The organism is Methylorubrum sp. GM97, from assembly GCF_024347855.1.
Lineage (GTDB): Bacteria > Pseudomonadota > Alphaproteobacteria > Rhizobiales > Beijerinckiaceae > Methylobacterium > Methylobacterium extorquens.
In genome coordinates this window covers 3,483,828-3,505,035 of record NZ_AP025942.1, presented here as the reverse complement: position 1 = coordinate 3,505,035, position 21,208 = coordinate 3,483,828, and the positions used below count along the sequence as shown (strand labels likewise).

General features: G+C 70.0%; 18 protein-coding genes. 9 read left to right on the top strand and 9 right to left on the bottom strand.

The features are described from left to right. The first annotated feature begins 31 nt into the window (after positions 1–31). Positions 32–1,327, top strand: coding sequence for a M16 family metallopeptidase (locus tag MSPGM_RS16265; RefSeq protein WP_004446937.1), 1,296 nt, complete (start codon positions 32–34; stop codon positions 1,325–1,327). A gap of 80 nt (positions 1,328–1,407) precedes the next feature. Beyond that, entirely contained in the window at positions 1,408–1,554 is a 147-nt protein-coding gene (locus MSPGM_RS16260; protein ID WP_004446938.1) for a hypothetical protein, read from the top strand. Positions 1,555–1,668: 114 nt separating this feature from the next. On the opposite strand, the gene MSPGM_RS16255 is transcribed toward MSPGM_RS16260, so the two are convergent. The 3 genes from MSPGM_RS16255 to MSPGM_RS16245 are packed head-to-tail and all read right to left on the bottom strand — an operon-like array spanning position 1,669 to position 4,350. Continuing rightward, positions 1,669–2,976 carry a Gfo/Idh/MocA family protein gene (locus tag MSPGM_RS16255; RefSeq protein WP_261925710.1) on the bottom strand — a complete coding sequence of 436 codons (1,308 nt, stop codon included), beginning with the start codon at positions 2,974–2,976 and terminating at the stop codon, positions 1,669–1,671. Positions 2,977–3,031: 55 nt separating this feature from the next. Further along, entirely contained in the window at positions 3,032–3,835 is an 804-nt protein-coding gene (locus tag MSPGM_RS16250; protein WP_003606750.1) for a phosphatase PAP2 family protein, read from the bottom strand. Beyond that, entirely contained in the window at positions 3,832–4,350 is a 519-nt protein-coding gene (locus MSPGM_RS16245) for a 2'-5' RNA ligase family protein (RefSeq protein ID WP_003606751.1), read from the bottom strand. The genes MSPGM_RS16250 and MSPGM_RS16245 overlap by 4 nt, the downstream gene beginning before the upstream one ends. Positions 4,351–4,487: 137 nt before the next feature. Here MSPGM_RS16245 and MSPGM_RS16240 point away from each other — a divergent pair, with 137 nt between their 5' ends. Further along, a complete protein-coding gene (locus MSPGM_RS16240; protein WP_003606752.1) occupies positions 4,488–5,432 on the top strand; it encodes an alginate O-acetyltransferase AlgX-related protein in 945 nt (314 codons plus the stop codon). A gap of 57 nt (positions 5,433–5,489) precedes the next feature. Here the strand turns inward: MSPGM_RS16240 and MSPGM_RS16235 are convergent, their stop codons facing one another. Next, positions 5,490–5,816 carry a hypothetical protein gene (locus MSPGM_RS16235; RefSeq protein ID WP_003606753.1) on the bottom strand — a complete coding sequence of 109 codons (327 nt, stop codon included), beginning with the start codon at positions 5,814–5,816 and terminating at the stop codon, positions 5,490–5,492. Between the two features lie 450 nt (positions 5,817–6,266). After that, entirely contained in the window at positions 6,267–9,590 is a 3,324-nt protein-coding gene (locus MSPGM_RS16230) for a tetratricopeptide repeat protein (RefSeq protein WP_012753276.1), read from the bottom strand. A gap of 310 nt (positions 9,591–9,900) precedes the next feature. On the opposite strand from MSPGM_RS16230, the gene MSPGM_RS16225 reads away from it, so the two are divergent. The 3 genes from MSPGM_RS16225 (at position 9,901) to MSPGM_RS16215 (ending at position 13,709) form a co-directional block, all read left to right on the top strand. Next, positions 9,901–11,691 (top strand): acyl-CoA dehydrogenase C-terminal domain-containing protein, encoded by a 1,791-nt coding sequence (locus MSPGM_RS16225; protein ID WP_003603145.1) that lies wholly within the window; start codon positions 9,901–9,903, stop codon positions 11,689–11,691. A gap of 185 nt (positions 11,692–11,876) precedes the next feature. Then, complete coding sequence (locus MSPGM_RS16220) at positions 11,877–13,085, top strand: acetyl-CoA C-acetyltransferase (protein WP_003603146.1); 1,209 nt, start codon at positions 11,877–11,879, stop codon at positions 13,083–13,085. A gap of 126 nt (positions 13,086–13,211) precedes the next feature. Beyond that, positions 13,212–13,709 (top strand): hypothetical protein, encoded by a 498-nt coding sequence (locus tag MSPGM_RS16215; RefSeq protein ID WP_003603148.1) that lies wholly within the window; start codon positions 13,212–13,214, stop codon positions 13,707–13,709. Between the two features lie 75 nt (positions 13,710–13,784). Here the strand turns inward: MSPGM_RS16215 and MSPGM_RS16210 are convergent, their stop codons facing one another. Continuing rightward, on the bottom strand, positions 13,785–14,582 hold the full coding sequence (locus MSPGM_RS16210) for an EAL domain-containing protein (RefSeq protein ID WP_012753275.1): 798 nt from the start codon (positions 14,580–14,582) through the stop codon (positions 13,785–13,787). 121 nt (positions 14,583–14,703) lie between these two features. Here MSPGM_RS16210 and MSPGM_RS16205 point away from each other — a divergent pair, with 121 nt between their 5' ends. From MSPGM_RS16205 to MSPGM_RS16195, 3 genes are all read left to right on the top strand, one after another. After that, positions 14,704–16,905, top strand: coding sequence for an FAD-dependent oxidoreductase (locus MSPGM_RS16205; RefSeq protein WP_003603152.1), 2,202 nt, complete (start codon positions 14,704–14,706; stop codon positions 16,903–16,905). A 101-nt stretch (positions 16,906–17,006) separates the two neighbouring features. Continuing rightward, entirely contained in the window at positions 17,007–17,171 is a 165-nt protein-coding gene (locus tag MSPGM_RS16200) for a YqaE/Pmp3 family membrane protein (RefSeq protein WP_003603154.1), read from the top strand. Positions 17,172–17,293: 122 nt separating this feature from the next. Then, positions 17,294–17,740 (top strand): DMT family transporter, encoded by a 447-nt coding sequence (locus MSPGM_RS16195; protein WP_003603156.1) that lies wholly within the window; start codon positions 17,294–17,296, stop codon positions 17,738–17,740. Between the two features lie 8 nt (positions 17,741–17,748). Here MSPGM_RS16195 and MSPGM_RS16190 read toward each other — a convergent pair whose 3' ends face one another. The 3 genes from MSPGM_RS16190 to MSPGM_RS16180 are packed head-to-tail and all read right to left on the bottom strand — an operon-like array spanning position 17,749 to position 21,190. Further along, the gene (locus MSPGM_RS16190) at positions 17,749–18,231 is read right to left on the bottom strand and encodes a secondary thiamine-phosphate synthase enzyme YjbQ (RefSeq protein ID WP_003603157.1); all 483 of its coding nucleotides are present in this window, start codon (positions 18,229–18,231) and stop codon (positions 17,749–17,751) included. After that, on the bottom strand, positions 18,228–20,135 hold the full coding sequence (locus tag MSPGM_RS16185) for a cisplatin damage response ATP-dependent DNA ligase (RefSeq protein ID WP_012753274.1): 1,908 nt from the start codon (positions 20,133–20,135) through the stop codon (positions 18,228–18,230). Before MSPGM_RS16185 ends, MSPGM_RS16190 begins: the two co-directional genes overlap by 4 nt. Next, positions 20,132–21,190, bottom strand: a complete 1,059-nt coding sequence (locus MSPGM_RS16180) for a ligase-associated DNA damage response exonuclease (protein WP_003603161.1) — start codon at positions 21,188–21,190, stop codon at positions 20,132–20,134. Before MSPGM_RS16180 ends, MSPGM_RS16185 begins: the two co-directional genes overlap by 4 nt. Between the last annotated feature and the right edge of the window lie 18 nt (positions 21,191–21,208).

Genomic DNA, 21,208 nt, shown 5'->3' with positions numbered 1-21,208 from the left:
GTGAGTTGGGCCGAACAGGCACTGAGATCGAATGAACCAGCATTTCTCGACCTTCGGCGCCTCGCCCGGCCTCACCGTCAGCCGGCTCGATAACGGCCTGACCGTCGCCACCGAGACGATCCCCGGCGTTGCCACGGCCACGCTCGGCGTCTGGGTCGGGGCGGGCTCGCGGCACGAACGGCCGGACGAGCACGGGCTCAGCCACCTGATCGAGCACATGGCCTTCAAGGGCACGGCGACGCGCTCGGCCCGGAAGATCGCCGAGGACATCGAGAATGTCGGCGGCGAGATCAACGCCGCCACCAGCACCGAGAGCACGAGCTACACCGCGCGGGTGCTCGGCGAGGATGCGGGCGTGGCCCTCGACGTGCTCGGCGACATCCTGACCCGCTCGGTCTTCGACGCCGGCGAACTCGCTCGCGAGAAGGGCGTGATCCTTCAGGAATACGCGGCGGTCGAGGATACGCCCGACGATGTCGTCTACGACGCCTTCATCGAGACGGCCTTCCCCGACCAGCCGATCGGTCGGCCGATCCTGGGTCGGCCCGAGACGATCCAGAGCTTCGACCGCGCGGCGATCGAGGCCTATATCGCCCGCGAATACGTGCCCGAGCGCATGGTGCTCGCCGCCGCTGGGGCGGTGGAGCATGCCGAGATCGTCGAGGCGGCCGAGCGCCATTTCGGTGGCTTGAAGCCCGTCGCGGCGCCCCCGGCCGTGGCCGGCGTCTACGGCGGCGGCGAGCGGCGGATGCAGAAGCGGCTCGAACAGGCCAACCTCGTCCTCGGCCTGCCCGGTCTCTCCTTCCGCGATGACGGCTATTACGCGCTGCACCTGTTCTCGCAGGTGCTCGGCGGCGGGCTGACTTCGCGGCTCTGGCACGAGGTGCGCGAGACCCGCGGGCTCGCCTACGACATCCAGGCCTTCCACTGGCCCTTCAACGATTGCGGCCTGTTCGGCATCGGCGCCGGCACCTCGGGCGCGGATCTGGCCGAACTCGTCGATGTCACCATCGCCACCACCCGTGAGGCGGCCGAGCGGCTCGACGCGGCCGAACTCGCCCGGGCCAAGGCCCAGCTCAAGGTCTCCCTGCTCACCGCCCTGGAGACGCCGGGCGGGCGCATCGAGCGCAACGCCCGCCAGCTTCTCGCCTGGGGTCGGGTGATCCCGCCGCAGGAGCTGATCGCCAAGGTCGATGCGGTCGAGGTCGAGCATGTGCGCGCGGCCGGCCGTGCCCTGCTGCGCGGTGCCCCGACCCTGGCCGCGATCGGCCCGGTGAAGGGCTTGCCCTCGCTCGCGCGCGTCGCGACGGCCCTTCAGGCGGCCTGACGCCGCCCTACCTCAAAGTTGTGAAGTCCGGCGCCGCGAACGGCGCCGGGCCCCGATCCCAGCGATAAAAACCGCCCGCCATGAACCCCGTCGCCGTCGCGACCATGCTCGGCATCGCCCTCGGCTTCTTCGGCCTGCTCGCCTATGCGCTGACCGTGGGCGAGGCGTGGCTGCTCGCCCTGCTCGCCATCGTCGCCATTGCGCTATTCGTGCGCTGGGGGGACTAAGCGGAGCCGCCGCAGAGGCGTTGAAATCTCTCAAGTTCGATGCGGCTCCCCCCTCTCCCCACGTACGGGGAGAGGGAGTGCGCGCTGCACCGAAGCGACAGACCGGAAACGGCGTTACTTCTCCTCCAGCGCCGGGCCCCGCGTCGCATCGGCCCCCTGCCCCGTTCCGGCGAGCGGGCCGACCGTGACGGGCTGGCCGGAGCGGGCGGCGGCGTAGATCGCCTCCATCAGGATCATGTCCTGCAGGCCCTCCTCGCCGGGCGTGCGGGGACGGCGGTCGGCAAGGATGCACTCGGCCATGTGGTCGAGTTCGAGCGCGAACTGGTTCTTGTGCGTCAGCACCGGCTCGTCGCGCTGGACGTGGCTGCCCTCGCGGTGGGCGATGGTGAGGCGCTGGCCGCGATAGGCGAAGGCGTTGGCTAGATCGAGCGAGCCGCCCGTCGTGTGGACCCGGAGCGATCGGCTCTCGTGGACGCCGTAGCTCGTGCCGCATTGCGCGATCACGCCGGAGGGGAAGCGGAGCGTGAAGGCGACGCTCTCCTCGACCTCCTTGAAGCGCGGATCGTTCTCGGGCGTGACGATCTGCGCCTGGATCGAGACCGGCTCCTCGCCGAGCAGCGCCCGCACCCCGTTGAGGCAATAAAGGCCGATATCAGGCAGCGCCCCGCCGCCCGCCAGCGCCTTGCGCAGGCGCCACTGCTCGGGCAGCGCCGTGGTCTGGCCGTTGAAGGCCTCGACCATCTTCACGCGCCCGAACTCGCCGGAGCGGGCGAGCCGCACGACCTCGCGGTTGAACGGCTCGTACTGGCAGCGATAGGCGATCATCAGCTTGATGCCGGCCCGGTTGCAGGCCTCGACCATCTCCTGCGCCTCGGCTGAACTGTTCGCCATCGGCTTCTCGCACAGCACGTGCTTGCCGGCGCCCGCCGCGGCGAGCACGTTGTCCCGGTGCAGGCCGTTCGGGGTGACGATGTAGACCGCCTTGACCGCGGGGTTGGCTTTGAGCCGGTCCCACTGGTCGTAACCATAGATCGCGTCGGCGGGGATGCCGTACTGCGCCGCCGTGATCCTGGCCTTGTCGGGCGAGCCCGACATCAGCGCGACGACCTTCGCTTTCTTGGCCTCGCCGAAGGCCGGAAGGATTTCCTCCAGGCTCAGGCGTCCGAGCCCGACGATGGCGAAGCCGACCCGCTGGGAGGGCGGCATCGGCGCGGGCGGCGGCGGGGGCGGCACGTCGCCGGCATCGCGCCAGTTCGGGAAGACGATCCGGTCGCCCTGAACCGCGCCGGTATCGGCCGGCACCGACGGAGCCGGTGCATCAGAGGCGGCCCGCGCAGCCCCGCCGAGGCCGAGGGCCGCGCCGGTCAGGCCGGCACCGCCCGCGAGCAGGAGGCGCCGGGACAGTTGAGGGTCGTCGCTCATGACAGGATTCCGGCCTTGCTGATCACGTGCCTTGCGAGCACGAGGCCGGAACGCATCAGCCCGGCGCAGAGGTTCCTTTGAGCTGGCCCGGGCCGGTCGAGGCCGGTGTCGGATCGGGATCCTCCACCTCGCCCCGGCGCTGGAGCTGGAGCGCGACGAACCAGCACAGGGCCGCCCAGGCGGCGCCGACGCACCAGCCCGCCACCACGTCGCTCGGCCAATGCACGCCGAGATAGACCCGGCTGACACCGACCAGCACCGTCATCCCGATGCCGAGCGCCAGCATCAGCGCCTTGACGCTGTGCCGCCGCTCGACGCGGGCGAGCAAAGTCGCGAGCGTGAGGTAGGCGATCGCCGACATCATCGCGTGGCCCGACGGAAAGCTCGCCGTGAACACGTCCATGCCGTGCGGCACGAGGTCGGGCCGGGGGCGGTGGTAGAACAGCTTGAGCACCGTCGAGACCGCCTCGCCGCCGCCGACGGCGGCCAGCACGAACACCGCGACGCGCCGCCGGCCGGAGAGCGCGAGGTAGATCACCGCCGCCGCCGTGAGGAAGACGATGGTGACGACGCTGCCCCATCCGGTGATGTCGCGCATCGCCTCCTCTAGCCAAGCCGGCCCGAGCGGGTCGGAGAGGTCGGCGGGGTTGCGCAACCCGAGCAGGATCTTGCGGTCGAGCGCGGCGGTCGATCCTTCGCCGACCTCGCGGGCGAGCGCGAAGAAGCCGTAGCCGAGGGTGCTGACGAGAAGCAGCGACACCATTGGCCCGACTTCGTTGAGGTGCAGTCGCACCCAGACGGCGGACGATCCGCGCCAGAGGGCGCCCCCGCCGGTGCGGGCGATACCGGGTAGTCTCATGCCGCATCCCCGAATGCGATAGTTGCGACCCGCTCCCACGGGCCGCCGAGATAACGCCATAGCAGCACGCCCGGTGCACGGAAGTGCGAAGGCTCGAAGTCCTGGGCCAACGCGGCATGCAGCGCGCGGGCGGTCTCGGGGGCGACCTTGTTCTGCACGGTGACGTGCGGGCGCCAGCCCTGCCGGTCCTGCGCCGTGAGATGATCGCGGAACGCTGCCGCGACCCGCTGGCGGAAGGCGGTCAGCGCGTCCGATTCCAGCGCGTAGGCGACGCCGCGCCCGGTGAAGCGCACGCCCGTCACGGCGACCTCCGGTGCGGCCTGCGCGCGGGCGAGCGCCGTCACCGTCTCGGTCACGCCCGCCGGATCTTCGCCCGGCAGGTGGTGGAACAGCGTCGCGTGGGCGGGGATGTGGTTCAGCGCCTCGGGAAAATGCCGCCGTCGCAAACCGTCGAAGGTGGCGAAGGCCGCCTCGTCCATCTGCAGGGTCAGGATCAGCGGGGCGGGCTCGGGCAACGCGTTGAACTCTCGGTCGAGGCCGGGGCGTCCGGCGCGGGTCTGAGCAAGATGGCGCGGCCGGACCGCGTATCCAGCGGGCGGGCTGTGGTGTGGCTGCGCTGTTCAGCCGGTCGAGCTACGTCTAGGTAGCTGCGATGACCCGCAGGAACAGAGAGATCATCCACCGGGGACGCGACGGATGGCTGTTCCTGATCGGGGGCACCAACGGGGTGCTCCTGCAATACCGGCGCTCGCTCGCCGGCTGTTGGCATCTGCGCCGCTGGGCGCGGCTGATCGAGGCGCGTGCGGCCCGCGCCCAGGCGCTCGGCATCCGCTACATCCACACCATCGTGCCGGAAAAGCTCTCGGTCTACGACGACCGCACCCTCGACCTCGACTACGACGCGCGCCTGTCGCCGGCCCGGCGGCTGGCCCGGCGTCTCGACCGGATGAGCGGTTTCGTCGATCTCGTCGCGCCCCTGCGCGCCGCCCGCGACGGGGCGGAGCCGCTCTACCGCCGCACCGATTCGCACTGGACCTATGAGGGATGCCTGGTCGCGTGCCGGGCGCTGCTGCGGGCCTGCGGCGCCGTGGCGCCGCCCGACATCGCCGACCGGCCGCGCTTTCCCCATGACGGGTTGTGGGATCTCGGCGACAAGCTGCCCGACCGGCCGCGGGAGACGGTGGTGAACTGGGCGGTGCATCGCGATGCGTCCCGCGCCTATGCGAGCCCGCTCGTCGAGTCCTACGAGGCGGAGGGCCGGGCGGGCGACCTCCATGTCGGCGCCCATGTCATCTACCGGAACCCCTCCCCCCAGGCGGACCCGCGCACCCTGGTGCTGTTCGGGGATTCCTACGCGCATTTCGCGCCGATCATGCTGACCAGCTTCCTCGCCGAGACGTTCCGCGAGATGCACTTCGTCTGGTCGTCCAGCATCGACTGGGGTTACGTCGAGCGGGTGCGCCCCGACATCCTGATGTTCGAGATGGCCGAACGCTTCCTCGTCCGCATCCCGAGCGACGATTTCGACGTCGCGGCCTACGAGAAGCCGGGGATGCAGAAGCCGGCGCGTCAGGCGGAGATGGCACCGCTGGTCTGACGCGAATGGCGCCCCTCGAACCGAGGAGCGCCGCCGATTGCTCAACCATTGAAGCGCTTAGCGCGAGCAGACCCGCTGGCGGGCCGGGCCGCCGCCGCCGGCCTGGTAGCTCTTCGCGTGGCCGATCGAGCCCGTCATGTCCTGGGTCGGATTGCCGCCGCCCCGCTTCACCACGATGTCGCAATAGCCCGACCGGCTGCCCGCCGCGAGCGGGAGCGCGCCGAAGCCGCCATGGGCGATGAGGGAGGGCGCCGGCGGTACGACCTGCGACGGCAGCGCGGTCCAAGTTCCCTTCTTCGGCTGGGCCGACTGCGCCGCGACCGGCGTCACCGTGGTCGCGAACGCAAGCAGGAGGACGGATGCGTATGATGCAAAGCGCAGCATGGTGTGCTCCTCTCGTGTTCAATTGCCGCTTAATTTCCAAGCAAGAGCACACGTAACATGCAAATCCGGCAATCAAAGTGTGTAAAAGCACAATAATGTGATAAATTTTAATCCGTAGAAATATATCTTAATCTTCGCGGATTAAAACCATTACTCGCCCGTACAATACAGATGTCGGCGCGCGTCGCGGGCCGCGCGCGCTTGCGCCCAATGGCGCGATGGCTGCTGGCGGCACCTTTGCGGAAGCGCGCGGAATCTGGCCCCACCCGGCGAGCCGGATATGCAATTCCTGCGTGCGAAATGGTGTGCCGCTCCGCCGTCCCGTTTCGACAGCGGCGGTTGCCGGGGATCATCGGAAGACGAAGATGAGAAAGGCCGCGTTCCCGAAGGGAACGCGGCCTGTTTTCAAAGCCGTTATGCTGTGCCGGCCTTCGTCGGCGTGGGTGCCTCTTAGACCCCGAACCGCTTCTGCGCCGATGGGGAAGCGGCGGTCGGCATGCCCGGGGACGGCGCGCCCATCAGGGACATTCCCGCTGCGGCGGTGGCCTTCTGGGACGGGGCCTCGTTCGCGGCCGGATCGACGGCCTTCGCCTTGAAGCTCCCAGCGAGGCTCCTGGCTTCGGTGAGATCCTTCGGCGAGAGCTTGGCGGCGACCTCGTCCCGCTTGCGGCCCGCTTCCTGGTCCCCCTGCGTGGCAGCGGCCGAGAACCAGAGATAGGACTGGACGAGATCCTGCCCGACACCGAGGCCGCGGGCGTAGAGTACGGCCAGGTTGTACTGGCTGTCGCGCACGCCGTGTTCCGCCGCCCGGCGGAAGGCGTTCGCGGCGGTCACGAAATCCGCCTTGCCGTTGGCCGCCGGGTTCTCGGCATGCAGCACCGCGAGATTGTGCATCGCGCGGATGTTGCCCTGATCCGCCGCGCGGCCGTACCAGGCCTTCGCCTTCTCGATGTCCCGGACCACGCCCGAGCCCTTCTCGTAGGCGTTGCCGACCTTGAACTGAGCCGGCGCGTAGCCGGCATTCGCGAGCCGCTCGTAGAGCTTGGCGGCGACCGCGAGGTCACGCGGCACGCCCCGGCCCTCGGCCTCGCGGGAGGCGATCTCCCAGACCGCGGCGCCGTCGCCGTCGAGCGCATCCTGCTTGAGCTTGGCCAGGGCCGGCGGCAGGCCGGCGAGGTCGGGGCCGAGCGTGCTCATGCCCGCGACCTGGGGCAGCCCACGCTTGGCCGGCGCGGATTTCGGCTCGGCGATGGATTGTGTCGTCGCCGGGTCAGGCGTCGTCTGGGCGGATGTCCCGGTCTGGGGGGACGTCTCGGACGGAGCCTGGGCCTGCGACGCCGCCGCCTGGGCGGGCTCGGCCGTGGTCTCGGTGCGGCTCGCGGCGGCGTCGGCGGAGGCCGCCGGGGCCGTACTCGCCACCGGACGGGCCTCCGGCGCGGCCGGTTCGCTGGTCGGAGTTCCCTTGCCCGCGACGAAGGCTTGGTAGGCGCCGAGCGCCAGCACCACGGCCGCGAGGCCGAGCAGGAGCGTACGGCGGCGGCTGTCGAGAGCACCGCGGATCCGCGAAAGGGGCGTCGTCTCCGCGCCCGGCATGCGGGCCGGAGCGACCTTGTCGCGCAGCCGCGCCGTCAGCGGCGCTTCGGTGGCCGATTCGGCCTGCGCCGCCTGCGCCGCGCGCCGCGCGGCGGCAATGAAGCTGGTCTTGATGTCGGCGCCGCCGGTCGCGGCGGGGCTCGCCTCCGGCGCGGCCGGGCGGCCGGATCCGGGCCGGCCGGCACCGGGCTCCAGCAACTCGTCGGACAGGCGGCTCGCCTCCGTCCCGCCGGCCTCGTCGGAGGTTGCGGAGCGGTTCGGGCGGGCAAGGTTCTGGGACGACGGCTCGGACGACGGCTTGGCAGCCGTCTTCGGGGCAGCCGGGCGCTCGTGCGAGACGCGCTCGGCCGAGGACAGCACGACGGGCGCGCGCTCCTGCGGGGCAGCGGTGGTGAGGGCCGCGGACGAGGTCATGGTGCGGTCGAGCTGCTCGCTCAGCCGCATCAGCACCGACTGGACGCCCTCCATCGTCGATTGGAGGCGCTGGTCCGCGCCCTTCTGGTTGGCCCGCATCTCGGCGAGATCGGCCCGCAGCAGCTCGAAACCGCCGCCGGCCGCGAGCGGGGCGGCCGAGCCCGCCACGGCCTCACGGACCGCCTGCGCGACGGTGGCCTCCAGATCGGTTCCGTTGCGCAGGGCCGTGACCTGGGCGAGCAGGTCGCCCATGGAGCGCTCGAGGCGCGCCACGGCCGGATCGGTGTCGCGCGGCGCTTCGAGCCGGCTCGCCAGGGCGAGGACGTGGCGCTCCAGGGCATCGAGCCCGCTGCCGCCCGCGCTGACGCGATCGACTTTTTCGGCCACACCTTCGAGCCGCTCGATCAGCTCGCCGACCGAGCCCGACTCGGCCCCGTCGAGCCGCTGCGCGAGCGCCTCGAAACGTCCGAGAAGCGCGCCGGGAAGCTCGCGGGAGGAATCGGGCGCCTTCAGCTCGCCGCGGATCTCCTCCAGCAGCGGCTTGAGGGTGGCGATGCCCGCATCCTCGTCACGCTGGAGCTGGGTGATCTGGGCGCTGATCGCCTGCACGCCCTGGGCGAGGCTCTGGATGCGCTCCGGCCCTGCCAGGGACGCCACGAGGCGGCGGATCTCGTCGAGTTCGCGGAACACGCCGTCGAGGGCGCTCTGGTCGGCGGGGCCGGACAAGACGCCGGAGAGAACGGCATCGACCTTCCCGGCCAAGCGCTCCACCTCACCCGCGATTCGGGCGTGGACGTTGTCCGCCACGTCTTCGGCGATCCGCTCCACTTGGAGGCGCATCAGCTCGACCGGTGCGGCGATGGCGGCGAGCTCCTGCGGGGCACGCGCCCGCTGAAGGTCGCTGGCGACGGCCTGCATGGTCCGCTCCAGCTCGCTGACGTCGCGGCCGGTGGCGAGGCTGCCGAGCGCGTCGCGCAGCCGGTTCGTCTCGCGTTGCAGTTCGGCGATGGCCGGGGACGGCTCCTGGCCGGAGCCTTCCTCGGCAGGCGTCACCGCAAGTGCGGCCGGGCCATCCTGCGGCCCGTCCTTCAATTCTCCCGCGCTGGCGGCGTTCCACTCGGCGATGCCCTCTTCCAGCTCGCGCTGGCGGCGGCGCACCTCGGCGACGGCATCGCGGACCTCGGTGGCGAGCGGGCGCCCGCGCCGACCCAGCGGGCGGGGCGTGTCGAGCTGGCCGGCGATCTCGCCCATCTTGCGTTCGATGTCGGCGATGCGTCCGGCGATCATTTCCGGTGCGACCGGCTGGCGGGCGGTGGTCAACCGCGCCTCGATCTCGTCGATCATCCGGGCGGCATCGGCCTTGGAGGCCTCGCGCTCCTCGCTGATCGAGCGGTCGAGGGCGTCGAGCCGCCGCATCATCGCGCCGAGCGAGGCTTCCAGCGATGCCGTTTCGGAAGCCTCAACGGCCGAAGCGCCCTGAGTGGCTTCCCGGCGCTTGTGCTGCGGCCCGTCCTTCCGTGAGGCGGGCGTGGGCGCCTTCTCCGGTGCCCGGCCTCCGACGTGCCGGGCCGGCTCCGCGCCGGCCTCCCTGGCTGGGGACGTCGCATCCGCGCGCCGCCGCCGCGGGCCCGGCTTCGACGGGTCGGGCGTCGCCACCGAGGCGATCCAGCTCTCCAGCGGCACCCCCGCTCGCCGGGCGACCTCGCGGGCAGCCGCGAGTACCTCCGGGTCGAAGCTGTCGAGGCTGATCGGGGCAGTCTGTTTCATCTCGCGGAGATCCGAAGTCGGCGGCTTCCGGTGCCCGGCGGACCATCGTTTCGCGCAAGGCGTGAAGCGGCGGACTGCGGATCGGACTGAAACGACCTTTTCCATTCTTGGTAAATGCTTGGTTAAGCGCGTGACCGAAGGGCCGCGCTTTTCCGGGACGGGCCAAATTGGTGGCGCGCGGGCCGCGCTGGGGACCGGCCCGGCCGGCTCTTGCGAAGCCGCCACGAGATAGTTTACATATGAACTATCGAGGATCGGAGCCCGCCGAATCGGTGCGGACCACCTCAAAAAGATGCGGGAGGCTGACGCGATGCCGAGCTACCGGGCCCCGGTCGAGGACACCCTGTTCCTCCTCAACGACGTTCTCGCGATCCACCGCTACGACAATCTCCCCGGCTTCGCCGACGCCTCCGCCGACCTGGCCCAGGCGGTGCTGAGCGAGGGCGGCAGGCTCGCGGGGGAAGTGTTCGCGCCACTGAACCTGTCCGGCGACCGGGAGGGCTGCGCCCGCCGGGAGGACGGCAGCGTCGTGACGCCGAAGGGCTTCAAGGCGGCCTACGACGCCTACGCCGCCGGCGGCTGGATGGGCCTGTCGCTTCCCGAGGAATTCGGCGGCCAGGGCCTGCCGCACGTGCTCAACACGGCGATGCAGGAATTTGTCTCCGGCGCCAACCTCGCCCTCAGCATGTATCCCGGCCTGACGCAGGGGGCGATCGCCGCGCTGCTCGTCCACGGCTCGCCCGAGCAGAAGGCGACCTACCTGCCCAAGATGGTCGAGGGCGCCTGGACCGGCACCATGAACCTCACCGAGCCGCATTGCGGTACGGATCTCGGCCTGCTGAAGACCAAGGCGGTTCCCAACGGCGACGGCTCCTACAGCCTCACCGGCACCAAGATCTTCATCTCGGCAGGCGAGCACGACCTGTCGGAGAATATCGTCCACCTCGTCATCGCCCGCATCGAGGGCGCGCCCTCGGGTACCAAGGGCATCTCGCTGTTCGTGGTGCCGAAGTTCCTCGTAAACGCGGACGGCTCCGTGGGCGAGCGCAACGCGGTGGCCTGCGGCTCGATCGAGCACAAGATGGGCATCCACGCCAACTCAACCTGCGTGATGAACTACGACGGAGCGAAGGGTTGGCTCGTCGGCCAGGAGAACCGCGGTCTGGCCGCGATGTTCGTGATGATGAACGAGGCCCGCCTCGCCGTCGGCGTCCAGGGGCTCGGCCAGTCCGAGGCCGCCTACCAGAACGCGGTCACCTACGCGCAGGAGCGTCTCCAGGGCCGCTCGCTCACCGGCGCGAAGGCGCCGGACAAGGCCGCCGACCCGATCATCGTCCACCCGGACGTGCGCCGCACGCTGATGCAGATCCGTGCCTTCAACGAGGCCGCGCGCGCGCTCATGCTCTGGACCGCCCTCAACTCCGACATCGCCCACCGCTCGCAGGATGCGGCCGAGCGACAGGCGGCCGAGGACATGCTCGGCCTGATGACCCCGGTGGTGAAGGGCGTGCTGACCGACCGGGGCTTTGCCAACGCGGTCGAGGCGCAGCAGATGTTCGGCGGCCACGGCTATGTCGAGGAATGGGGCATGTCGCAGTTCGTGCGCGATGCCCGCATCGCCATGATCTACGAGGGCGCCAACGGCATCCAGGCGATGGACCTGATCGGCCGCAAGCTGCCCAAGGATGGCGGCCGGGCGATGATGGCCTTCCTCACCGAGGTGCAGACCTTCATCAAGGACCACGGCGAGGACGAGGGGATGAAGCCCTTCGTGGCGCCGCTCCAGCCCGCCCTCAACGACCTCCAGGCCGCAGTGATGTGGCTGATGCAGAACGCCTTCTCGAAGCCCGACAACGCGGGCGCCGCCGCCACCGACCTGATGCACCTGCTGGGGCAGGTCGTGCTGGGCTACATGTGGGCCAAGATCGCGCGAGCGGCGCTCGCCAAGAAGGCGGAGGGCGCCGACGTCGAGCGGATGGATGCCAAGCTCGTGCTCGGCCGTTTCTTCATGGAGCGGATGCTGCCGGAGACGAGCCTTCGCCTCGCGCGAATCAAGGCCGGCGCCGAGACGACCATGGCGCTGCCCGCCGAGGCGTTCTAAGCACGCGCGAGACTTGAGCCCTCCCCCGTCTCGGCGGCGGAGGGTGGGGCGAGGGGAAGCGCCGCATCCGGCAAGATCCAGGCAAGACCGAAGCCGGCCCCTCACCCGCCCGCCCACGCGGGCACCCTCTCCCGCCGAGGGAGAGGGGGAGCCGCGGCAGCGATGAAGGACACGAGGAAGCGCATATGCCCGAGGCCTACATCTACGATCACGTCCGCACCCCCCGCGGCCGCGGCAAGCCGGACGGTTCGCTGCACGAGGTGACGGCGTTGCGCCTCGCCGAGACGGCGTTGCGCGCGCTCAAGGACCGCAACGGCCTCGACACGCGGCAGGTGGACGACGTGGTGCTGGGCTGCGTCGATCCGGTCGGCGAGGCCGGCGGCGACATCGCCCGCGCCGCCGCGCTCGTGGCCGATTACGGCACCCACGTGCCCGGCGTGCAGATCAACCGCTTCTGTGCCTCGGGCCTCGACGCCATCAACTTCGCCGCGGCGCAGGTCATGGCCGGCCAGCACGATCTCACCGTCGGCGGCGGCGTCGAATCGATGAGCCGCGTCGGCCTCGGCGCCTCGGGCGGCGCCTGGCCGGTCGATCCGGCGATCGCGGTCAAATCCTACTTCATGCCGCAGGGCGTCTCGGCCGACCTCATTGCCACCAAGTACGGGTTCAGCCGCGACGATTGCGATGCCTACGCCGTCGAGTCGCAGAAGCGCTCGGCCCAATCCTGGGGCGAGGGCCTGTTCAAGAACTCCGTCGTGCCGGTGCGGGATATCAACGGCATCACCCTGCTCGACCGTGACGAGCACATGCGGCCGACGACCGACATGCAGTCGCTGGCGAGCCTGAAACCGTCCTTCGTGCAGATGGGCCAGATGGGCGGCTTCGACGCCGTGGCCGTCGATGCCCACCCGGATGTCGAGGCGGTCCATCACGTCCACCATGCCGGCAACTCGTCGGGCATCGTGGATGGCGCGGCGGCGGTGCTGATCGGCTCGCGCGAGGCCGGCGACGCCGCGGGCCTGCGGCCCCGCGCCCGCATCCGGGCGTTCGCCAATATCGGCTCCGATCCGGCGCTGATGCTGACCGGCCCGGTCGATGTCACGAAGAAGGTGCTGGCGCGGGCTGGCATGAGCCTGTCCGACATCGACCTGTTCGAGATCAACGAGGCCTTCGCCTCGGTGGTCCTGCGCTTCCATCAGGCCTTCGACCTCGACCCGGCGAAGGTGAACGTCAACGGCGGCGCCATCGCCATGGGCCATCCGCTGGGTGCCACGGGCGCGATGATCCTCGGCACCGTGCTCGACGAGCTGGAGCGCACCGGTAAGGAGCGGGCGCTCGTCACCCTGTGCATCGGTGCCGGCATGGGCACCGCCACGATCATCGAGCGGGTGTGATCGGCCGGGCGGCGTCACGCCGCCGCCCTGCCCTGCCATCCGTCGGGAAACGCTGCTAAGGGCCTCCCACGCCGCGCCGTTTTCGATCGAGTGCGGCCCCAGAACACCCATGGGAGAAACGCCACGATGAAGTCGACAAAAGCCGCCCTGTGCCTCGCCCTCGTGCTGGCCCTGCCGCTCGCCGCGCGGGCCGACGACAACGCTGACAAGCTCGCCGTCGCCACCAAGCTGACCGAGAAGACGGTTCTGAAGAACCTCGACACCGGCTTCGGCGGCGCGCTCGAGAAGACCGTCTCGACCATGCCCGAGGACAAGGCCGAGAAGGTGCGCAAAGAGGCCAAGGCCGAGTTCGACAAGCAGCGCAAGGAGCTGCTCGAAGGCCTGTCCAAGCAGTATGCCGACAAGTTCAGCCTCGACGAGCTGAACCAGCTCGACAAGATCTACGAGGACAAGACCTACCAGAAGTTCCAGGCCGTCAACGCCGACCCGAAGTCGGAGGTGAACCTGCTCTCGCAGGCGGTGGTGACCCGGCTCCTGAACATGCTGACGCTGGCGGCTGCCAGCGACCAGACCGGCGGCGCCCCGGGCGGCCTGCCCGGCGGCATGCCGACGCCCGCCAAGTAAGTGAGCAAGTAGACAGCTAAGTCAGCGGGCGAGGCAGGGATGAGCGGTGCTACGGGCAGCTTCGGGCGAAGGGCGTCAGGCGACGCGCTTCACCGGTGCGCCGTCGGCCGCGAAGCCCGCCACCGGCGGCAGGGCTTCCAGCGCCGGACGGGCGAAGTGGTAGCCCTGCAGCAGGTCGATGCCGAGGCCATGCAGCGCCTCGGCCTCGGCCGCGGTCTCGATGCCCTCGGCGATCACCGCGACGCCGAGCGCCCGCGCGATCTGGTTGATGCCGGCGATGATGGTGCGGCGCCCGGCATCCGCATCGATGCCGCGCACGAGATCCATGTCGATCTTGATCAGGTCCGGCCGGAAATTGGCCAGCAGGCCGAGACCCGCATAGCCCGCGCCGAAATCGTCGAGCGCCGTGAGGAAGCCCTGCCGCCGGTACTCCGTGACGATGCGCTGGACATGGGCGATGTCGTGGAAGCGCTCGTTCTCGGTGAATTCGAAGTTGAGGCGCCCGTTGTCGAAGCCGACGCGGCGGGCGGCCTCCAGCGAGGCGCGGATGCAGGCCGCCGGCTCGTACACGGCGTTCGGCATGAAGTTGATCGACAGCTTGGTGTCGCCGCCGGGCGGGAACAAGCGTCCGGCCAGTTCGATCGCCTTGACCCGCGCCGCCTGATCGAAGCGGTAGAGCGTCTCGTCGGTGACCCGCGACAGGATCGAGCCGGCCGACTGGCCGTCCGGTCCGCGCACCAGCGCCTCGTAGCCCCAGACGCGCGCGTTGGCGACGTCGACGATGGGCTGGAAGGCCATGGTGAAGGAAAAGTCGAGATCCGCACCGTCGCGGCAGGCTCGGCAGGCGGTTCGCGGTGTGGCGTCCGTCTTCATGATCCGTCTGGGGGCTGGTGTGGAGAGCCGGGTCCAGTCGCGCACCCGTTGCATCCCCCATGACGGCCCCTCCACCTTAAGAATCCGATACGGCCAGGCTCTTTTCCTTCGAGGCTCCGCGATGACCGCAACCGAGAATTTCCGCTTCGAGACCGATGCCGACGGCATCGCGCTCGCGACCTGGGACATGCCGGGCCGTTCGATGAACGTCATCACCATGGAGGTGATGGCGGAGCTGGAGCGGATCGTCGACGCGGTCGTCGCCGACGAGGCCATCAAGGGCTGCGTCATCGTCTCGGGGAAGAACAACTTCTCCGCCGGCGCCGACCTCACCATGCTCCAGGGCCTCGGGGTCGAGTACGAGCGGCTGAAGGCGAGTGAGGGCGAGGAGGTGGCCATGCGCCACTTCTTCGAGGAATCGCGGCGCCTCAGCCTCGTGTTCCGCAAGCTCGAGACCTGCGGCAAGCCGTTCGCGGCGGCGGTGCACGGCCTGTGCCTCGGCGGCGCCTTCGAGCTGGCGCTGTCCTGCCATCACCGGGTGCTCGCCGACGACGACAAGACCCGCGTCGGCCTGCCCGAGATCAAAGTCGGCCTATTCCCCGGCGGTGGCGGCACGCAGCGCGTGTCCCGTCTGATGCAGACCGGCGACGCGCTGCAGATGCTGTTCAAGGGCGAGCAGATCCGCGCGCTCATGGCCAAGAACATGGGGCTGGCCCACGCCGTCGCCCCGGCCGCGGAGATCGTCGAGCGGGCCAAGGCCTGGATCCGCGAGGGCGGCTCGGCGGTGGCACCCTGGGACGTGCCGAAGTTCAAGGCGCCGTCCGGAAAGGTCTACTCGCCCGCCGGCATGATGATCTGGCCGCCGGCCAACGCGATCTACCGCCGCGAGACCCACGACAATTATCCGGCCGCCAATGCGATCCTGGCCTCGGTCTACGAGGGCCTGCAGCTGCCGATGGATCTCGGCCTCCGGGTCGAGAGCCGCTACTTCGCCCATATCCTGCGCACCAAGGAAGCGCAGGCGATGATCCGCACCCTGTTCATCTCCATGGGTGAGATCAACAAGGGCGCCCGCCGCCCGAAGGACGTGGAGGCGACCAAGGTCGGCAAGGTCGGCGTGATCGGCGCCGGCTTCATGGGCGCGGGCATCGCCTACGTCACGGCGCAGGCCGGGATGGAGGTCGTGCTGATCGACCGCGACCAGGAGGCGGCCGATGCCGGCAAGGCGCATTGCCACAAGCTCATCACCGGCCAGATCAACCGCGGAAAGGCGAAGACCGCCGACCGCGACGCGCTGCTCGCCCGCATCACCGCCACGCCCGATTACGGCGCCCTGTCCGATTGCGACCTCGTGATCGAGGCGGTGTTCGAGGACCCGAAGGTCAAGGCCGAGGTGATCGCCAAGGTCGAGGCGGCGCTGCCGGCGCACGCGATCTTCGCCTCCAACACCTCGACCCTGCCGATCTCCGGCCTCGCCCAGACCTCGAAGCGGCCCGAGCAGTTCGTCGGCATCCACTTCTTCTCGCCGGTGGAGAAGATGCTGCTCGTGGAGATCATCCGCGGCAACCAGACCGGCGACCGCGCGGTGGCCACCGCCCTCGACTACGTGCGCGCGATCAAGAAGACCGGCATCGTCGTCAACGATTCCCGCGGCTTCTTCGCCAACCGCTGCGTGCTCGCCTACATCCATGAGGGCCACAAGATGCTCACCGAGGGCGTGCCCCCGGCGATGATCGAGAACGTGGCGCGGATGGCCGGCATGCCGGTCGGCCCGCTCTCGCTCAACGACGAGGTGGCGCTCGATCTCGGCCTCAAGATCATGCGGGCGACCGAGGCGCAGCTCGGCGAGGGCGCCGTCGATCCGGACCAGAAGCGGCTCCTCGTCGCGATGGTCGAGACGCATGGCCGGCTCGGGCGCAAGAACAAGCGCGGCTTCTACGACTACCCCGAGGGCGGCCAGAAGACGCTCTGGCCGGGGCTCGCCGAGATCCAGCCGAACCGGCTCGACCCGGAGGGCATCGACATCGACGAGCTGAAGCACCGTTTCCTCGTGGTGCAGGCGCTGGAGGCCGCCCGCACGATGCAGGAGGGCGTGGTGACCGATCCGCGCGAGGCGGATGTCGGCTCGATCCTCGGCTTCGGCTTCGCCCCCTTCACCGGCGGCGCGCTGTCCTACATCGACTTCATGGGCGCCAAGGCCTTCGTGGCGCTGGCCCGGCAGTTGGAGGCTCGGCACGGTCCCCGCTTCACCCCGCCGGACAACCTCCTGGCGATGGCCGAATCCGGAAGGCGCTTCTACGACGCGCTGAAGCAGGCGGCGTAACGATCGGCTGGCCCTCCCTGAGTGGGAGGGCCGCCATGCGGAACCGAAAAGCTCCGCTTTCGTTCACCGCCCGACCGCACTGAGTGAACCGGAGTTTCCCGTTGTCGACCCTCATCAAGATCCTGATCGCGTTCTTCCTGCCGCCGATCTCGGTGCTGATGACGCACGGATTCGGGATTCAATTCCTCTTTAACATCCTGCTCTGCCTGCTGTTCTACCTACCGGGCTCGATCCACGCGCTCTACCTGCTGCTGAGCGACCGCTGATCCGCTGATCGAGCGGAGCTGAGCATTCTGCTCGGCTCCCGGACGATCCCATGAGCCGGGTCGCTTGAGCGACCCGGACGTCAGACCCGGCCGATCGAAGGATTGCCGGAGGCTGAGGGCCGATGCTTCGTCTCCTGCTCCCCTCCCTCCTCGCCTTCGCGGCGGGCGTCAGCATCGTCGTCCAGCAGGTGCTGAATGCCCGCCTGCGCGCGGATCTCGGCTCCGCGGCCTGGGCCGGTTTTGCGAGCTACGCCGTCGGCCTCGCCTGCATGGCGCTGCTTGCCCTGGCTCTGCGCGATCCCCTGCCCGCAGCCGGCGTGGCGGCGCGGGTGCCGTGGTGGGCCTGGAGCGGCGGCCTGTTCGGCGCGCTCTTCATCGGGCTGGCCATCGTTCTCGTGCCGCAGCTCGGCGCGGCGGCCTTCATTGCACTCCTCGTCGCCGGGCAGATGCTCGCCTCGGTCACCTTCGACCATTTCGGCTGGATGGGCCTCGCCCAGCGCCCCCTCGACGTCCCGCGCCTGATCGGCATTGCCCTGCTCGTCGGCGGCGTGATCCTGATCCGGCGCTGAAAGCGGCCTTAGGCGCCGACGGCGTGCAGCGCGATCTCGCGCCGATGCGCCCGGTCGCGGTGCTCGATCAGGTAGATCCCCTGCCACGTGCCCAGCACCAGGCGACCGTCGCGCACGGGGATGGTGAGGCCCGAATCGGTCACCATCGTGCGGATATGGGCGGGCATGTCGTCCGGCCCCTCCATGCCGTGGACGTACTGACCGTGTCGCGGCGCGAACCCGTCGAGTGCCGTCATCAGATCGACCCGCACATCCGGATCGGCGTTCTCCTGGATCGTCAGCGAGGCCGAGGTGTGCCGGCAGAACACGCTGACGAGGCCGGAGCGGAGGCCGCTCTGCGCGACGAAATCCGCAACGGCCTCGGTGATGTCGGAAAAGCCCTGGCCGGGCGTGGCAACCGTCACCCGTGCACTCGCCTGCCGGGTCACTTCGGCCGTCGAAAATCCTTCGAGCGGCCCGATCTTTCCGGCACTTCTGCCCGTCTGCCTCATTCCGATGCCTCCATCGCCGCGCCCGGCGCGACCTCGCGCTCGCCGCGCGCCAGAATCCGTTCCAGCACATCGACCCGGTCGGCCTCCGCGGCCGGCTTGTCCCAGCGGATGCGGCTGACACGGGGGAAGCGCATCGCCACGCCCGATTTGTGCCGGGTCGAGCGCTGCACGCCCTCAAAGGCGATCTCCAGCACCAGCCCGGCCTCGCGGCCATAGGCGACCTCGCGCACCGGGCCGAAGCGCTTGGTCGTGTGGTTGCGGACGTAGCGGTCGAGCTTCTGCAACTCGGCATCGGTGAAGCCGTGATAGGCCTTGCCGACCGGCACCAGCTCCTCACCTTCCGCCCCCTCGCGCCAGCAGCCGAAGGTGTAGTCCGAGTAGAACGACGAGCGCTTCCCGTGGCCGCGCTGGGCGTACATCATCACCGCATCGACCACGTAGGGCTCGCGCTTCCACTTCCACCACGGCCCCTTGGGGCGGCCCGGCAGGTAGGGGCTGTTGAGCCGCTTGAGCATCACGCCCTCGATGGCGTCGGCATCCGCGCCAGCGCCCGCCGAGGCCGGGTCGGCGCGGGCGGCGGCCACCTCGTCCCAACTGGTGAAGGGGACGAGCGGCGAGAGATCGATCCGGGCATGGTCGAGCCGCCGTACCAGGGCCTCCAGCCGGGGACGGCGCTCGGCGAAGGGCAGCGGGCGCAAGTCCTCGCCCTCGGCCGCCAGCACGTCGTAGGCGCGGACATGGGCCGGGAACTCCTCCAGGAGCTTGCCCGTCACCGCCTTCCGGTTGAGCCGCTGCTGGAGCACGTTGAAGCTCTGGACCCGCCCCTCGCGCAGGATCAGCAATTCGCCGTCGATCGCGCCGTCGAAGGTGATCGCCTCGGCGAGGTCGGGGAACGCGTCGGAAATGTCCTCGCCGGTGCGCGAGTAGACCTTTTGGACCTGCCGGCCCTGGCCGTCGCGCCCGCCCGCGAGCTGGACGCGGATGCCGTCCCATTTCCACTCCGCCGAGAACGCCTCCGGCTCGAGCTTGTCGAGGTCTTCGAACTCTTCAACCGGGTGCGAGAGCATCGGCGGCCGGAACGGAGCCGGATTGCGGCTCTCCGGCCGCTCGCCCCGTCCCTCCACCCAGGCGAACAGCTCGGTGTAGGGCGGTTTCAGCCCGTGCCAGACTTCCTCGACCGCATCCGCCTCGTGGCCGCCGAGCGCGCCGACCGCCGTCTTGGCCAGACGGGCCGAGACGCCGACGCGCAGGTTGCCGGTGACGAGCTTGAGGAGCGCCCAGCGCCCGGTCTCGTCGAGGGCGTCGAGCCAGTGGGCGAGATGCTGGGGCAGTTCGCGCTTCGGGGTGGAGGCGAGCGTTTCGACGACTTCGGCGAGGGTGGGGACGGAGGGCGGCGGGTTGTTGTGGCCCGGACCGGGGGGATCCCCTCTCCCCGCTTGCGGGGAGAGGGCTCTGCCGACCTCGTCGTTGGCAGAGCGAGCTGGCAGGCGACGGTGAGGGGGCTGGGCCGAAGCAGCCTCTTCTTGAGCCGCCCCCTCACCATCGCCTTTCAGGCTTGTCGCGCCGACGACAAGGTCGTCGCGACCCTCTCCCCGCCCGCGGGGAGAGGGGGAGCCGTCCGGCGATTCACTCGGCCCCGGCCAGATCAGCGCCGTCGTCTCGGCGAGATCGCCCACGTAGTTGTGCGAGAGCGAAAACAGCACCGGATCGACCCGCTCCTCCACCAGCCCGCGGATCAGCGCCGGCTTGGCCTCGCGGAAAGTGAGGCCGCCGGTCATGGCGGCGAGCGCCCAGCCGCGCTCCGGGTCGGGGGTGCCGGCGAAGAAATCCTGGAGCAGGCGCAGCTTGGCGTTGCGGCGCGGCTCGTAGGCGAGGCGGTCGAGGAGGTGGGCGAAGTCGTTCACGCCGAGGCCTCCTCCATCCGCGGGTCGTGTCCCGGATCGGGCTCGGCCTCGCCGTCGTCGCCGTACCCTAAGAGGTGCAGCGGCTTGGCGCGGATGCCGCGCGTGCCGCACCAATGCACCAGCGCGTCCTCCTGGCCATGCGTCACCCAGACCTCCTCGGCCCCCGTGTCGAGGATCGTCCGGCACAGGTCCGGCCAGTCGGAATGGTCGGAGATGACGAGCGGCAGCTCGACGCCCTTCTGCCGGGCGCGGGCGCGCACCCGCATCCAGCCGGAGGCGAAGGCGGTGACCGGATCGGGGAATTTTCGCGACCATACGTCCTGAATCGAGGAGGGCGGGCAGAGCACGATGGCGCCGTGCAGGGACTTCCGGTCCGCCGCCACCACCTTCGGCGTCTCGCCGAGCGGCACGCCTTCCCGCTTGTAGAGTTCGGTCAGCTTCTCCATCGCCCCGTGCAGATGGATCGGCCGGTCCCAGCCCTCCTCACGCAGCAGCGCCATCACCCGCTGCGCCTTGCCGAGCGCGTAGGCGCCGACGATGTGGGCGCGCTCTGGAAACAGCGTCACCGAGTCGATCAGCTTGCGCACCTCGCCCCGCGTGTCGGGGTGGCGGAAGACCGGCAGGCCGAAGGTGGCCTCGGTGATGAACACGTCGCAGGGCACCACTTCGAACGGCAGGCAGGTCGGATCGGGCGCGCGCTTGTAGTCGCCGGAGACGACGATGCGTTTGCCGTCGCGCTCGATCGCGATCTGCGCCGAACCGAGCACGTGGCCGGCGGGGGCGAAGAACACAGTGACGTCGCCGATCCGCATCCGCTCGCCCAGCCGCGCTTCCTGGCGGGTCGTGCAGAAATCCTCGCCGTAGCGCACAGCCATGATCCGCAGGGTCTCGGGCGTGGCCAGCACCGTGCCGTGGCCGGCGCGGGCGTGGTCGGCATGGCCGTGGGTGATCAGCGCCCGTTCGACCGGCCGCGTCGGATCGACGTGGAAGCGCCCGAGCGGACAATAGAGGCCCTCGCGGGTCAGGGTGAGGAGATCGGAGGCGCGTTGCGACATCGGCCGGGATATAGGGCG